Here is a 14,004-nt window from a genome sequence, read left to right on the forward strand (position 1 = left end):
ACCACGAGGAAGAACCAGATGAGCACCGCTGCGATCACGGGCGTCGTCCCGCCCGTGTGCACCCCGCTGACCCCCGAACTCGACGTCGACACCGCCTCGCTGGAAAGGTTGCTCAGCTTCCTGATCGAGGCCGGGGTGGACGGGCTGTTCGTGCTCGGGTCCAGCGGCGAGACCGCCTACCTCACCGACCAGCAGCGCGCGAAGGTGATCGAGGTCGCCACCTCGGTCGCCGCAGGTCAGGTCCCGGTCCTCGCAGGGGCGATCGACATGACGGCGCCGCGAGTGCTCTCCCACGCCCGCACGGCCGCGGGCGCCGGGGTCGACGCGGTGGTGGCGACCGCGCCGTTCTACACGCGCACCCACCCGGCCGAGGTCGAGCACCACTTCCGGACCGTGGCCGCCGGGGTCGACGTGCCGCTCTACGCCTACGACCTGCCGGTGTCGGTGCACACCAAGCTCTCCGCGCAGCTCCTGCTGCGGTTGGCCGACGACGGCGTCATCACCGGGATCAAGGACTCCAGCGGTGACGACGCCGGTTTGCGGCGGCTGCTGCGGATGCGCGGCGGGCGTCGGCCCGTCGTGCTCACCGGTTCGGAGCTGACCGTCGACAATGCGCTGGCCAACGGCGCCGACGGTGTCGTGCCGGGTCTGGGCAACGTCGACCCGCACGGCTACCTCGCGCTCGCCCGGCACGTGCGCGACGGCGACCTCAAGGCAGCGGCCGCCGAGCAGGACCGGCTCGCCGACCTCTTCGGGATGGTCGAGGCAGGAGATCCCGCGCGGATCGGACCCAGCTCCGCTGGGTTGGGCTCGTTCAAGGCTGCTCTGCACCTGCGCGGCATCATCGACTGCCCGGCGACGATGCCGCCGCAGCTCCCGCTGAGCGAGCAGGAGGTCGTCATCATCCGAACCCTGCTCGACCGGGCGGGACTGCTGTGAGCGACGTTCTCATCGGCGTGGACATCGGCGGCACCGAGATCGTCGCGGGACTCGTCCACGACGGCGGGAGGGTCAGCGCCCGGCGCAGCTGCCCGACACCGCGCACCGGCGGACGCGACATCGTCGAACGGGCGAACGGCCTGGTCACCGGCCTGTTGCGGGAGAGCGCCGAGCCGGTTCGGGCCGTCGGGGTCGGTGCCCCGGGCACGATCGACCCGGTCACCGGTCGCGTGACCTCCTGCACCGACACCGTGCCCGGCTGGCTGGGCACCGAGATCGCCGGTCCGCTGTCCGAGCGGGCCGGGGTGCCGGTCGCGGTCGACAACGACGTCCGGGCCGCCGCAGCCGCCGTCGCTCTCGACGAGCGTGTGCGCGAGCACGGGCGGGTCCTGTACGTCTCGCTGGGCACCGGCGTCGGCGGGGCGCTGATCGTCGATGGTCGGGTGCTGCGCGGGCGGTTCGGGACCCACGGGGAGATCGCCCACCTGATCGCGCCCGAACGCGGCCACCTGCCGTGCGGCTGCGGGCGTCACGACCACCTCGAAGCCGTCGCGGCGGGACCGGCGATCGCCGCCGCGTACGCCGTCACGAGCGGCGACGTCGCGCTCACGTTGCACGAGGTCGCCGCCCGGCTCCGCGACGGTGAGCAGCACGCCGCGGCCGTCGTGGAACGGGCCGGGCGCCTCCTCGGGAGGACGCTGTCCGGCCTGATCACCGCGCTCGACCTCGACGCCGTCGTGGTCGCGGGTGGTGCGACCGCGCTCGGCGCACCGCTGCTGGACCCGTTGTCCGAAGCGCTCGACGCCGAGTCGCGCCCGACCGCCAGGCGCACGCCCGTCCTGCGTCCCGCCACGCCCGATGCACCCGTGCTCGGTGCGGCACTGGTTGCCGCGCACCACCTTCCCGGAGGACGTCCATGAATCGCGATCGTCTGATCCAGCAGCTCGCCGGCGGTCTGATCGTGTCCTGCCAGGCCGGTCGAGGGCACGCGCTGCGCGACTCCGCCACGATCGCGCGGATGGCCCGTGCCGCCGCGGATGGCGGAGCGCGCGCGATCCGCTGCGGCGGGGTCGGTGGCCTCGACGACGTCGCCGCCGTGCGAGAAGCCGTGGCGCTGCCGGTGATCGGGCTGACCAAGCAGGACCGGGACGGCGTGTTCATCACGCCCACGCTCGACGACGCCGTCGCGGTCGCCCGCCGCGGCGCCGAGATCGTCGCGCTGGACGGGACCAGCAGGCCGCGACCCGACGGCCTCGACCTGGCGGCGGTGATCAAGGCCGTGCACGACGAAGGTGCGCTGGTGATGGCCGATGTCGCGACGCTGCCGGACGGGGAGCTCGCCGCCGCTGCCGGTGCCGACCTGGTGGCCAGCACGCTGTCCGGGTACACCGAGGACACGGCGGGCCGCACCGGGCCGGGCCCTGACCTCGAACTGGTGGCGGGCCTGCGCAACGCGCTCCGGGACCAGCCGATCGTCGCCGAAGGCCGGTACCACTCGCCGGAGTCGGTCGCCGAGGCCCTGCGCCTGGGGGCGACCGCGGTCGTCGTCGGAACCGCGATCACCGATCCCACCTGGATCACCCGCTCCTTCGCCCGGGCGGCGGGATCGTGATGCGCTGATCGCTGGCCCTTGCGCGCGTCGAGACACTGGAACGCGATGACGCGAGGGGTGCGGTCGGGGCTGGGGAGTCGGTCTTTTCGCCACCTGTTGGCGGCGTGGGCGGTGTCGTCGGTCGGCGACGGCGTGCTGTCGGCCGCGTTGCCTCTGGTCACAGCGGTGATCACGCGGGATCCGCTGGCGATGTCCGCAGTGGCGCTGGCGACGGTGCTGCCGTGGTTGCTGGTGGCGCTGCCCGCGGGCGCGATCGTCGACCGGTTGCCGGTGCGGCGAACGCTGGTGGTGAGCCACCTCTTCCGGTCCGCGGTGACGTTGTCGCTCGCGGCCGTGATCGCCACCGGTGCCCCGGCGGTGCCGGTCCTGGTGGTGGGCGGGTTCCTGCTCGGCAGCGCGGAGACCTTCGCCGATTCGGCCTCGCAGTCGTTGCTGGTGTCGCTGGCCGGGCCGTCGGAGCTGGAGCGGGCCAACGGTCGCGTGGTCAGCGTCGAGACCACGGGGGTCGAGATCGCCGGTCCGCTCGCGGCGGCGACGTTGTTCGCGTGGGAGCCCGCGCTGTGCTTCGCGGCGGTCGGCGTGGCGCTCGCGGTGGCGGCGCTGCTGGCCTTCGCCGTGCGCGACGTGCAACCAGCGGTCGCCGAGAGGACGTCGCTGCGGTCGGAAGTCGTTGCGGGACTTCGATTCCTGGTGAAGCAACCCGCGCTGCGCGCGGTCGTGGGCGTCGTCGGTGTCACGGCGCTGCTGACCAGCGGTGTCAACGCGGTGGCGTTCCTCTACGCGATCGAGGTGGTGCGGCTGCCCGCGGCGTCGGTGCCGACCCTGCTGGTGTGCACCGCGATCGGGACGCTGCTGGCCGCGCCGGTCGCGTCCCGGTGGGCCGCGCGGTGGGGGAGCGGAGCGGTGATGATCAGCGCGCTCCTCGTGCTCGCGGCCGGAATCGCGCTGCTGGGAGCGGTGGCCGTTCCGCCGCTGATCTGGGTCGCGTACTTCGTGATGGGAGCGGGCGCGGGCGCCTGGAACGTGCTGTCGGCGGCGAACAGGCAGCGCCTCACCCCACGGCCGCTGACCGGCCGCGTGACCAGCGCGCACCGCGTCCTGGCCTGGGGCCTGATGCCGCTGGGCGCGGGACTGGCGGGACCGATCGCCGAGGTCACCTCGTTGCAGGCGGTGATCCTCGGGGCCGCCGTCGTCCTCCTCGCGGTCGTGGCGGTGGCGGCGCCCCGCCTCCGCCGCCTGCCCGGTGCCGAGGAGGCGGGTGAGACGAGCGGGTCGAGTGGGTAGTCCTCAACTGGACCGATGGCACGCCGCGGGAAGGACAGGACATGACCAAGCGCGATGAGATGCGGGTCGACAAGGCACTGCAAGGACTCGAGTTCCCCGCTGACCGCGAACAGCTCGTCGACTTCGCCACCGATCGCGAGGCCGACTCCGAGACCCTCACCGCACTCCGGTCGATCCCCGCGCGCCGGTACGCCAACAAGGACGAGGTCATCGAGGCCGTCCCGCAGGAACCCGAAGGGGACGCCCCTGGCGGCACGGCTCGCGGCTGACCAGGAGTTTCGCCCGGCAAGCGACTCCGATCGACGATAACTATCGTGACCGGCATGACTCGGGGGCTCATGTCGGTGGTGGCGTTCGTGCTGGTGACGGCGGCGTGCGGGACGGCCGCACCGCCGCCGTCACCAGCACCACCTGCGCCCGCACCGCCCCCGGCGCCCAGCCCGTCCGCACCTCCGCCCGCGCCTGCGACGCAGGTGAAGCAGGCTCCTGACGGGTTCGTGCGGCTGCGCGACGTCGACCCCTCGATCGTCGAGGAGGTCCGGTACGCGACGCCCCACAACTTCACCGGCGACCCCGTTCCGGGGTACGACGAGCCGATGTGCGTGCTGACGCGCCAGCTGGCCGAGGCCCTGCGCGAGGCGCAGCGGGGCCTCGTCGCTCAGGGCTACACGCTCAAGGTCTACGACTGCTACCGGCCGCAGCAGGCCGACGACCGGTTCGTCGAGTGGGCGAAGGACGTCGGTGACCAGCGCATGAAGGACGAGTTCTACCCGGGCCTGGACAAGTCGCAGCTGTACTCGGCGGGCTACATCGCCGAGAACTCCGGGCACAGCCGGGGCAGCTCGGTCGACCTGACCTTGGTGCGGCTGCCCGTGCCCCCGCAGCGCGCCTACGTGCCCGGCGAGCCGCTGGCCTCGTGCACGGCGCCGGTGGGGCAGCGGTTCCCGGACAACGGCGTCGACATGGGCACCGGCTTCGACTGCTTCGACGACAGGGCGCACACCGACGACCCGCGCGTGACCGGCGAGGCCCGCGCCAACCGGGAGAGGCTGCACGACGCGCTCACCGCCGTCGGGCTGAAGGGCTACACGGGGGAGTGGTGGCACTTCAACCTGCCGCAGGAGCCCTTCCCGGACGAGTACTTCGACTTCCCCGTCAACAGCGCGGCCTTCCGCTGAGCGCCGACTGTCCAGTTCTCGCCAGGGCAGCGAGCGTCGTTGTACTGCGCAACTTTCCGCGTGATGCGTCGTTGTTCACCCCAGAAGTCGACTCGGTCGACGACGCGCACGGGTCGCGGTGATCGGCCGCGGACCCGATCGACTCGCGCAGTTCGCACCATCCAATGACGCAGGGAGCGACCGCATGCCCCGATCCGCCCACCACCCGCCCGCCGTGGCGCGACGGCTGGTCACAGCCACCGCGTTGTCGCTGGTCATCGTCGGTTCGCAAGCCGTGCCCGCGATCGCCGACGACGCGCCCAGCACGCCCGGCATGGTCAGCGCCGGGTTCTACGACCCGCCCGCCGAACTGCCCGCGGCCGACGGCGCCCTGGTGCGCACCGAGGAGCTGCCGCTCGCGCTGAGCCTGCCCAGCATCGGCGGGAAGCAGCTGCCCGGTACGGCGACCCGCCTGATGTACAAGACGACCGACTCCAACGGGCAGCCCGCAGCGGTGACCGGCGCCTACATCGAGCCGTCGGCGCCGTGGCGCGGCGAGGGTCCGCGCCCGCTGGTGGCCGTCGCGCCCGGGACGATGGGTCAGGGCGACTCCTGCTCGGCCTCGATGGGTCTGGAACGCCCGATCAACTTCGACGGCAACTCGGTGTCGGTCGGCTACGAGGACATCGCGATCTACCGGTTGCTGGCTGAAGGCGCGGCCGTGGTCGTCACCGACTACGTGGGCCTGGGCGCCACCGACCGGCTGCACACCTACGTCAACCGCGTCGACGGCGGGCACGCGGTGCTCGACGCCGTGCGCGCGGCCCGTCAGCTGCCCGACGCCTCGGTCACGCCCGACTCGCGCGTCGCCCTCTACGGCTACAGCCAGGGCGGCGGGGCCACTGCCTCCGCCACCGAGCTGCAGCCCGGCTACGCCCCGGACGTCGCGCTCGCCGGCGCCTACGTCGGTGCTCCGCCCGCGAACCTCACCGAGGTCGTCGAAGGCATCGACGGCAGCGCCCTGGTCGGCGCGCTCGGATGGTCGCTCAACGGGTTCATCCAGGCCCACCCCGAGCTGCAGCCCGTCGCCGACGAGTACCTCAACGCGGACGGCAAGGCCGCGCTGGAAACCCTGTCCACGTCGTGCATCGGTGACGGCATCGCGCGCTTCGCCTTCCGCCGCAGCTCCGAGTGGACCACCACCGGCCAGACCCTCGGCGAGGTCGTCGAGGCCGAGCCGGCGGTGCGGGACGTCCTCGACGACCAGCTCATCGGCACCCGGAAGCCGGCCACGGCCGTCCGCGTCGCCACCGGCGTGCAGGACGACATCGTGCCGCACGACCAGGCCCGGCAGCTCGCCGTGGACTGGTGCGACCAGGGCGGTGAGGTCACCTACCAGCCCGTCCAGATCCCGGACCTCGGCAAGGGCCTGCTGACCAACCACATCACGCCGCTGCTGGCCGATCAGAGCAACGCGATCTCGTGGCTCACCGACCGCCTCTCCGGGGCGGCGGCGATCAACAACTGCAACACCCTGCCGGATCAGCCCTGACCGATCCGAGTCGACGGGGCCACGAGCACGCGCTCGTGGCCCCGTTCGCGTGAGCCGGGCGGTTCTTGGTCCGCGGAACGGACTTCGATCACGGGCGGTTCGGTCCAAAACCGCCCCCGGGCAACGGGACTCGACACCTTCAGCGCGGGGTGAGGGCTTCGGCCGCAGGGGTGTTCGGGGTGGCCGTGTACATCACGAGCTGGAGGTTGCTGCCCGCCAGCAGCAGGGTGTGCAGGTCGAAGTCGAGCACGCCCAGCCGGGGGTGGTGCAGGCGCTTGCGGAGGGTCGTCCTGGGGCGCACGTCGTGGTCCCGCCAGGCGGCGGCGAAATCCGGGCTGAGGGAGGCGAGCTCGTTGATCAGCTCGCTCAGGGCGCGGTCGGTCGGGTAGCGGGCGCTGGCCGTGCGCAGCTGGGCCGCGGTGTGCTGGACGAACTCGCCCTCCTCGCCGGGCGGGGCGGAGCAGAGCGTGTCGCGCAGCAGCAGCGGCAGCTTCAGCGCGTTGCGGTCCTCGGCCGGGATCCGGCCGAAGTCGGTGATCAGCGCGACCGCCGCGTCGTTCCAGGCCACGATGTCCTGCCGCTCGTCGACCAGGTAGGCCGGGATCGGACCGAGCTGGTCCAGCATCCGGCGGGTTTCGGCGGGGACGGGCCGACGTTCGGCGGTGGCGGGCGGGATCTGCCCGGCCAGCCGCGCCATGTGCTCGCGCTCGGCGTCGGTGAGCCGCAGCGCCGCGCTCAGCGCGCCCAGCACCTCGGGCGACGGGTGCGAGACGCGGGCCTGCTCCAGCCGCTCGTAGTAGTTGACCGAGATGCCCGCCTGCGCGGCGACCTCCTCGCGGCGCAGCCCCGGAGTGCGCCGGGCCCGCTTCCCCGGCGGGTCGACGGCGGCCGGAACCCGGTCCGGGTGCAGCGACTCCCTCCGCCTGCGCAGGAAATCGGCCAGGTCAGCTCTGCTCACCCGATCAGAATGGCACGGCCCGAGGAGCTCAGGCACCCACTGGCGTTCCGGGGCTCAGCCGGCAGTTCCCGAGCGGCACCGCCGCGACCAGGCTCGGTGGCACGACCCGATGAGCGCTGGAGGGACAATGCCGCGCACTCCTGAAGAAACGATGCGCAGACTGCTGGACCTGATGCTGGCGAAGGACACCGACGCCGTGGCCGACCTGTGGGCCGAGGACGGCATCACCGAGTTCCCGTTCGCCGCAGGGGATTCGCCGCGCAGCCTGGCCGGACGCGAGGAAGTCCGCCGATACCTCGCCGAATTCCCGCAGGTGTACGACATGCGGGAAGTTCCCGCGTTCACCGCGCACCGCACGCAGCGGCCGGACACCGCGATCGTCGAGTACCACGCGACCGGGCGGTCTTTGCGCACCGGGAAGCCCTACCGGATGGACTACGTCGTGGTGATCACCGTCCAGGACGGGCTGATCACCCGCTTCCGCGACTACTGGAACCCGCTGGCCAACGCCGAGGCGTCCGGAACGCTGCCCGAGCTGGTCGCATCGCTGAACTCGGAGGTCGCCCGATGACCGTTCTCGTGACCGGCGGAACCGGGAAGACCGGAACCGCCCTGGTGGAACTCCTGCGCGCCGACGACGTTCCGGTGCGGGTGGCCAGCCGCAACCCGGTGATCGGCGACCCGAGCTCGATCCGGTTCGACTGGCACGACCCGGCCACCCACGCGCCCGCGCTGCGCGGCGTGGACTCGGTCTTCCTGGTGGCTCCGGTGAACTCGGTGGACCCGATGCCGCTGGTCGCGCCGTTCCTCGCCGAGGCGAAGCGCCTCGGGGTGGCCCGCGTGGTGCTGCTGGGTTCGGCCATCGTGCTGCCGAACGCGCCGAGCGCGCTGGAGATGGCGGACGCGGTCCGGGCCCAGCCGGGCTGGGTCGTGCTGCGCGCGTCCGCGTTCATGCAGAACTTCCTCAGCCCGCACCCGGTGGGCGAGCGGATCCGGCGGCGCGGTGAGATCCGCACGGCCGCGGGGGACGGACGGGTCGGGTGGATCGACGCGCACGACATCGCCGCCGCCGCGTTCGCCCTGCTGCGGCCCGGCGCCGAACGCGCAGGTCAGAGCGATTACCTGCTGACCGGTCCGAAGGCCCTGAGCTACCGGGACGCCGCGGCGATCATCACCGCCCGCACCGGTCGCGAGGTCCGCCTGGTGGAGATCGGAACGGACGAGCAGGTCGCCCACTACCGGGCTTCGGGCGTCTCGGAGGAGTTCGCGTTGAGCATCGCGGCGGTGGAGGACGGCATCCGGGAGGGACGGGAGGACCAGGTGAGCACCGCGGTTCTCGACCTGACCGGCCGCCCGCCCCGGTCCTTCGAGGAGTTCGCCGACGTCCACGCGGCGGCGTGGTCCGACGCTTGACCGTGCCGCAGCGGCCACCGCCGCGTCGAGCGCGGCGGTCAGCGCCTCCGTGATCGTCGGAGTCCCATGAGGATCACCACGGGAACGCGTTGAGCAGGCCGGCGCCGAAGGCGCTCAGGGCGACGGCGGCCGAGACCGCGGCGAGAACGTTCGTCCTGCGCTGGCGGCCCCTCGACCGGAGGGAGTTGAACTCCGCGTCCAACTCCATCCGGGCGAGCCTGTTGGCGATCGAGTGCAGAGCGCCCGGCTCCGCACCTCCGGGCGTCGGCTGCGGGGGAGCGGGCGGCGGCGAGTAGCCCTGGTCGTACCCGAAGCCGGGCGGTGACGCGGGAGCCCCGCCGAAGGCCCGATCCTCGTCCTCGGCGGCCGGCACCGGGGTGAACCGCGGATCGGTGCCCTCGAACTCGCTGATCGCGACCGCGCCGGACCGGTCGGGGCCCGGGTCGCGCTGGAGGCTGACGGACTCCATCGTCGTGGCGATGGCCCGCAGCTCGTCGACGACCAGCTGCATGGCCCGCGACGCTTCGCGCGCCTGCCGCTCCTGCTCGCGCTGCTGCCTCCAGCTGAGCCGGAACGCCCAGATCGACAGCAGCGTGGCCGGGATGGCCAGCACGAACGAGCCGATGCTGCCGAGCCAGGAGGTCGTCTCCAACGGGCTCACCGGGTCCTGCGCCAGAAACCACCGCACGCGGCGAAGATTACCGGAACGCGCGCGGCGAAAACTGCTGTTCGACGGCTTCGCTGCCTGCGGCGGGCAGGTGGGCGCGGGTGCAGAATCGGGGGCACGTCCAACCGAGGGGGCTCGTTGCGATGACCGAGTTGTTGCCCGCTCTGCCCGATGAGACCTTCCGGCGCGTGCTCTGCGTCGTCGCACACCCGGACGACATGGAGTACGGCACCTCGGCGGCCGTCGCGCGCTGGAGGTCGCGGGGCATCGACGTCGGATACCTGCTGCTCACGCGCGGTGAAGCGGGCATGCCCAACCAGCCGGAGGAGACCGCGGCGCTGCGCTTGGCCGAGCAGCGGGCGGCGTGCGAGACCGTCGGCGTCGAACACCTCACCGTGCTGCAGCACCCCGACGGCGTGCTGGTCTACGGTCTGGACCTCCGCCACGACATCTGCCGCGAGATCCGCCGCTTCAAACCGGACGCCGTGGTCGGCACGCCCTACGAGATCGAGACGCCGATGGGGTTCAACCAGTCCGACCACCGCGTCGCGGGTCTGGCGACCATCGACGCGATCAACGACGCGGGCAACCGGTGGATCTTCCCCGAGCAGATCGACGACGACGGCCTCGACACGTGGAGCACCCGCTGGTTCCTCCTCCCGGGGATGGCCGGGGAGCTGGACGCGACGCACGGCGTGGACGTCACCGGCAGGCCGATGCAGCTCGGCGTCGCCTCGCTGGAAGCCCACGCCGCCTACCTGGCCGCGATCCCGGAGCACCCCGCCCCGGCGGACTTCATCCCGAAGATCCTCGCCGCCAACGGAAAGCTCCTCGGCACCGAGCACGCCGTCCTCTTCCGAGCCCTGGACCGCCACTCCCCACCAGACTTCCTCGAAGACCTGGGTTAGACGGTGCCGGTGAAGTACGCCGTGGTGGAGGCGAAGGCGTTCGGCTTGACCGAGAGCCTGAGCTCACCTGCAGAGTCCTCGATCTCGAAGACCTTGATGAACGAAACACTGCTCCCCGGAGCGAGTTCGGTGCTCGGAAGCGAGTCGTTCGCCTCCGACATGTAGGCCTCCTGCGCCACCCGGTTCGAGTGCTGCGCGGTGAAGGCGGTGCTCATCACGTCGTAGGGCCTGGTGCCGGTGTTGGTGACGGTCACATCGACCGCGATCCAGCGCTTGCCGTCAGCGGGACCGAGGTAGGGATTGTCCGCAGCCACGGCACGGGGAACGGCCACCGTGATCTGCTCCCCACCGCTCCACGTGGCCGTTCCGCCGAACGCGTGTTCGGTCACCTCGCCGGTGGGAGCATTCGCGGGTGGTGGTGTGGTGGAGCTGATCGAGTTGACGACGCTGCCGAAGATCGCGATCGAGATCACGAACGCGAGCACGCCCAGCGCGAGGCCGAAGTAGGACATCACCTTGTTGTTCGCCAGCCTCTTGTGCGCCCGGTTGACGGCGACGCCACCGAACACGATGGCCAGCACGCCGAGGACGAAGCCGATGAAACCGACGAACGGAATCCAGGCGAAGAGCAGGGCGATGATGCCCAGCACCAGGGCCGTGATGCCGAATCCGTTCTTCGGTGCCACCGGGGGCTGAGGAGGGATTGGAGCGGATTGCTGCGCCATGACGGTTCCCTGTCGCGTCGTTCTGCTGAGGAGGGGTGTCCGATGGGCAGAGGCCCCACTCCGGAGTTCCTAGCAAGTAAGCGCGTGAAAATCGCCAACCGTAAGGGTCTTTGGTCCGTGGTCCACCGCCGGGTGCGGTGCTCGCAGGCGATGTGACCAGGCCAGCTGCTCGCGGGTGAGCAGGAGCCGGCGGAGCCTGGCCGCTGTTCTGCCGAAGGCGGTGTGGGGCAGTGGGGTTCGCCGTAGTCTGGTTCTGGAAGGTCGTGGGAGAGCTGGGGGTGGCGTGACGCTCGTCGGGCGGGACGATTCGTTGCGCGTTCTGGCGGATGCCACCTCGGCCGCGAAGGTCGGGCAGGGGTCGCTGGTCGTGGTGCGGGCCGACCCCGGCATCGGAGTCACGGCCCTGCTGGAAGCGCACCTCGCGGCGATGCGGGACTCCGGCCTGCACCTCCACCGTGTTCCGGTGCTGCGGCCGAGCGGACGCACCTCGCTGTCGGCCGGGACGCCGGACTGGGACGAGCCCGCGATGGTCGTCGTCGACGACCTGCACCACGCCGACGACGAAACGCTGCTGACGCTGCACGGCCTCGCGGAGGAGATCTACGGCCACCCGCTGCTGGTCGTGGTGGGTCGGCATCGCGGCGTCGCACCGGAGCGCTTCGCCGCGCTCGACCGGTTCGCCATCGTGCACGACCTGGCCCCGCTGGAGGACGACGCCGTCAGCGCGATGCTCCAGGGGCCGTTGCCGAACGCGGCCGCAGCCGGGGGGAATCCGTGGCTGCTGAGCCGGATCGACGACGCGGACAGGGTCGCGCAGGTGACCTCCTGGGCCGCGGACCTGGCCGGTTCCGACGTGCACGTGTTGCGCTGCGCCGCGCTGCTAGGCGACGCCGCCACCGTCGACGACCTCGCCGCGGTGACCGGTGCGACGCCGAGCGACGTGCTCTCCGCCGTCGGGAGGATGTCCGCTCGGGGCTTGGTCGACGAGTCCGGCGGCCAGGTGCGGGTGCGATATCCGCTGGTGCGCGACGACGTCGCCGCCGCCTCGGCGGGTGTGCGCGGCTCGGTGGCTCGCGCGCTCGCCGACCGGGGAGCGCCCGCCGAGCGCGTGGCCGACCACCTCGTGCACGCGCCGGTGGACCCCTGGACCGTCGACTGGCTCGCCGCACGCGCCCACCAGCTGTCCTCCCGAGCCACACCGGCCGTGGCGCGATTGCTGGAGCGGGCGGTGGCCGCGCTGCTGCCCGGCGACCCGCGGCTGCCCGAGCTGCGGGTGGCGTGGGTCGAGGCCCTGCTGTGGAGCGGCCGGACCGAGCAGGCGCGCAGGGCCGCTTCCGAAGGTCTGCTGGCCGACCCGGACGAGGCCATCCGGCACCGGCTGCTCGTCGTGCTGGGCGTCATCGCCAACGGTGAGTTCGACGCCGAAGCGGCACTGGCGGTGTGGGAAACCGAACGGCGAGAAGGGGAACTGCCCGCACGGCTCGCCGCGCTCGACGCCTACGCCCACCTGCTGGCCGGAGACCTGGAGGCCACCCAACGCGCGGTGGCCCGGGCGAGCCGGGCGGCGGCCGACGACCCGCTCGTCGAGATCTACCTGTGCAACGTCCGCGCCATCGTGCAGTGCCTGCTCCGCGACTACGCCGCTGCCGGTGAGCAGCTGGACCGCGCGTCGGTGCTGCTGGAGATCTCCGCCTACGACCGCGCGCAGTGGCTGATGTCCCGGTTGCTGCGCGCGGTGCTGCAGAACCTCGAGCACGACCCCGCCGTCACCGAGACCATCGAGCAGGCGCGGCCGGTCGCCCGCGAACTCGGCCTGGGCTTCCTGCCGTGGACGCACACCATCGCCGCCGTGACGGCGCTCAACTTCGGCGAGTGGGACCGGGCGCTGGCCGAAGTCGAGGAAGGGCTGGCGCTTCCGCACCAGCACGGCATGGCGGGTCCGCTGCACGCGGTGGCGGCCACGATCCTGCTGAACCGCGGGGACCTGCCGACCGCGCGCGTGCACGCCGAACTCGCCGACGAAGCCGACCTGTACGGCGTGGCGATGTTCTACGAGTCCTTGATGATGGTCACCCGCGCCGTGGTGGCCGGCGTCGACGGCGACCTGAAGCGGGCGGTGGACGTCGTGCGCGACGTCGTCGACCACGACGTCGGGATGCGCCACGACCGCTCGGTCGCCCCGGTCTGCGTTCCGCTGGTGCGCATCGCCGTCGCCGGGGGTGAACGCGACCTCGCCCGCCGCCTCATCGACCGGATGCGGGAGTGGAGCGACGAGGACGACAGCAGGATCGGCTACTGCACGGGCCTGGTTGATCGCGACGTGGACCGGCTGCTCGCCGCCGCGCAGGACTTCGCCGACAACAGCACCCCGCTGGCCGCCGCCCAGGCCGCGCAGGACGCGGCGGTGGCGCTGGCCGCCTCCGGCAGATCCGACGCCGCCAAAGCCGCCTACCAGAGCGCGATCGAAGGGTTCACCGCGATGGCGGCCCACCGGGAGATCGACCGGACGGCCGCCAACCTGCGCTCCTACGGGGTGCAGCTGGGCGCGTCCGGCCCGCGCGGACGTCCCAAGCACGGCTGGGACAGCCTCACCGGTGCCGAGATGCGGGTGGTCGAGCTCGTCGCCCAGGGGCTGACGAACCGCGAGGTCGCCGAGCGGCTGATCCTGTCCGTGCGCACCGTGGACTCCCACGTCTCGCGCATCCTGCGCAAACTCGACTGCTCCTCCCGCCTCGAACTAGCGGTCAAGTACCGGGACCGCTCTTGAGGGCTGTTCCAGGCTCATCGTG

14 protein-coding genes are annotated in these 14,004 nt (G+C 72.2%); 11 read left to right on the top strand and 3 right to left on the bottom strand.

Features of this window, described 5'->3' with window-relative positions; all coding sequences use genetic code 11:
- Positions 1-18: 18 nt before the first annotated feature.
- From E1181_RS06565 to E1181_RS06595, 7 genes are all read left to right on the top strand, one after another.
- Positions 19-939: a dihydrodipicolinate synthase family protein gene (locus E1181_RS06565; protein WP_132673001.1), complete on the top strand. Its 921-nt coding sequence runs from the start codon at positions 19-21 to the stop codon at positions 937-939.
- Positions 936-1,859, top strand: coding sequence for an ROK family protein (locus E1181_RS06570; RefSeq protein ID WP_165944536.1), 924 nt, complete (start codon positions 936-938; stop codon positions 1,857-1,859). The genes E1181_RS06565 and E1181_RS06570 overlap by 4 nt, the downstream gene beginning before the upstream one ends.
- Complete coding sequence (locus tag E1181_RS06575; RefSeq protein ID WP_132673004.1) at positions 1,856-2,551, top strand: N-acetylmannosamine-6-phosphate 2-epimerase; 696 nt, start codon at positions 1,856-1,858, stop codon at positions 2,549-2,551. Before E1181_RS06570 ends, E1181_RS06575 begins: the two co-directional genes overlap by 4 nt.
- Positions 2,552-2,596: 45 nt before the next feature.
- Positions 2,597-3,835, top strand: coding sequence for an MFS transporter (locus tag E1181_RS06580; RefSeq protein ID WP_132673005.1), 1,239 nt, complete (start codon positions 2,597-2,599; stop codon positions 3,833-3,835).
- A 41-nt stretch (positions 3,836-3,876) separates the two neighbouring features.
- The gene (locus E1181_RS06585) at positions 3,877-4,104 is read left to right on the top strand and encodes a DUF2795 domain-containing protein (protein ID WP_132673007.1); all 228 of its coding nucleotides are present in this window, start codon (positions 3,877-3,879) and stop codon (positions 4,102-4,104) included.
- Positions 4,105-4,158: 54 nt separating this feature from the next.
- Complete coding sequence (locus E1181_RS06590) at positions 4,159-5,013, top strand: M15 family metallopeptidase (RefSeq protein WP_132673008.1); 855 nt, start codon at positions 4,159-4,161, stop codon at positions 5,011-5,013.
- A 184-nt stretch (positions 5,014-5,197) separates the two neighbouring features.
- Positions 5,198-6,544, top strand: coding sequence for a lipase family protein (locus E1181_RS06595; protein ID WP_132673009.1), 1,347 nt, complete (start codon positions 5,198-5,200; stop codon positions 6,542-6,544).
- A 139-nt stretch (positions 6,545-6,683) separates the two neighbouring features.
- Here the strand turns inward: E1181_RS06595 and E1181_RS06600 are convergent, their stop codons facing one another.
- A complete protein-coding gene (locus E1181_RS06600; protein WP_132673010.1) occupies positions 6,684-7,502 on the bottom strand; it encodes a helix-turn-helix transcriptional regulator in 819 nt (272 codons plus the stop codon).
- A gap of 151 nt (positions 7,503-7,653) precedes the next feature.
- Here E1181_RS06600 and E1181_RS06605 point away from each other — a divergent pair, with 151 nt between their 5' ends.
- Both E1181_RS06605 and E1181_RS06610 read left to right on the top strand, forming a co-directional pair.
- Positions 7,654-8,073 (top strand): nuclear transport factor 2 family protein, encoded by a 420-nt coding sequence (locus E1181_RS06605; RefSeq protein ID WP_132673011.1) that lies wholly within the window; start codon positions 7,654-7,656, stop codon positions 8,071-8,073.
- Complete coding sequence (locus tag E1181_RS06610; protein WP_132673013.1) at positions 8,070-8,915, top strand: NAD(P)H-binding protein; 846 nt, start codon at positions 8,070-8,072, stop codon at positions 8,913-8,915. The genes E1181_RS06605 and E1181_RS06610 overlap by 4 nt, the downstream gene beginning before the upstream one ends.
- Before the next feature lie 73 nt (positions 8,916-8,988).
- Here E1181_RS06610 and E1181_RS06615 read toward each other — a convergent pair whose 3' ends face one another.
- Entirely contained in the window at positions 8,989-9,603 is a 615-nt protein-coding gene (locus E1181_RS06615; protein WP_132673014.1) for a hypothetical protein, read from the bottom strand.
- A gap of 122 nt (positions 9,604-9,725) precedes the next feature.
- Here E1181_RS06615 and E1181_RS06620 point away from each other — a divergent pair, with 122 nt between their 5' ends.
- Positions 9,726-10,490 (top strand): PIG-L deacetylase family protein, encoded by a 765-nt coding sequence (locus tag E1181_RS06620; RefSeq protein ID WP_132673016.1) that lies wholly within the window; start codon positions 9,726-9,728, stop codon positions 10,488-10,490.
- Here E1181_RS06620 and E1181_RS06625 read toward each other — a convergent pair.
- Positions 10,487-11,176, bottom strand: a complete 690-nt coding sequence (locus tag E1181_RS06625) for a DUF4352 domain-containing protein (RefSeq protein WP_132673017.1) — start codon at positions 11,174-11,176, stop codon at positions 10,487-10,489. The two genes, E1181_RS06620 and E1181_RS06625, sit on opposite strands and share 4 nt — an antisense overlap.
- Before the next feature lie 322 nt (positions 11,177-11,498).
- Between E1181_RS06625 and E1181_RS06630 the strand changes: the two genes are divergently transcribed.
- Entirely contained in the window at positions 11,499-13,982 is a 2,484-nt protein-coding gene (locus E1181_RS06630; protein ID WP_132673018.1) for a LuxR family transcriptional regulator, read from the top strand.
- Positions 13,983-14,004 lie beyond the last annotated feature (22 nt).

It is taken from the genome of Saccharopolyspora terrae (assembly GCF_004348435.1).
Classification (GTDB): Bacteria; Actinomycetota; Actinomycetes; order Mycobacteriales; family Pseudonocardiaceae; genus Saccharopolyspora; species Saccharopolyspora endophytica.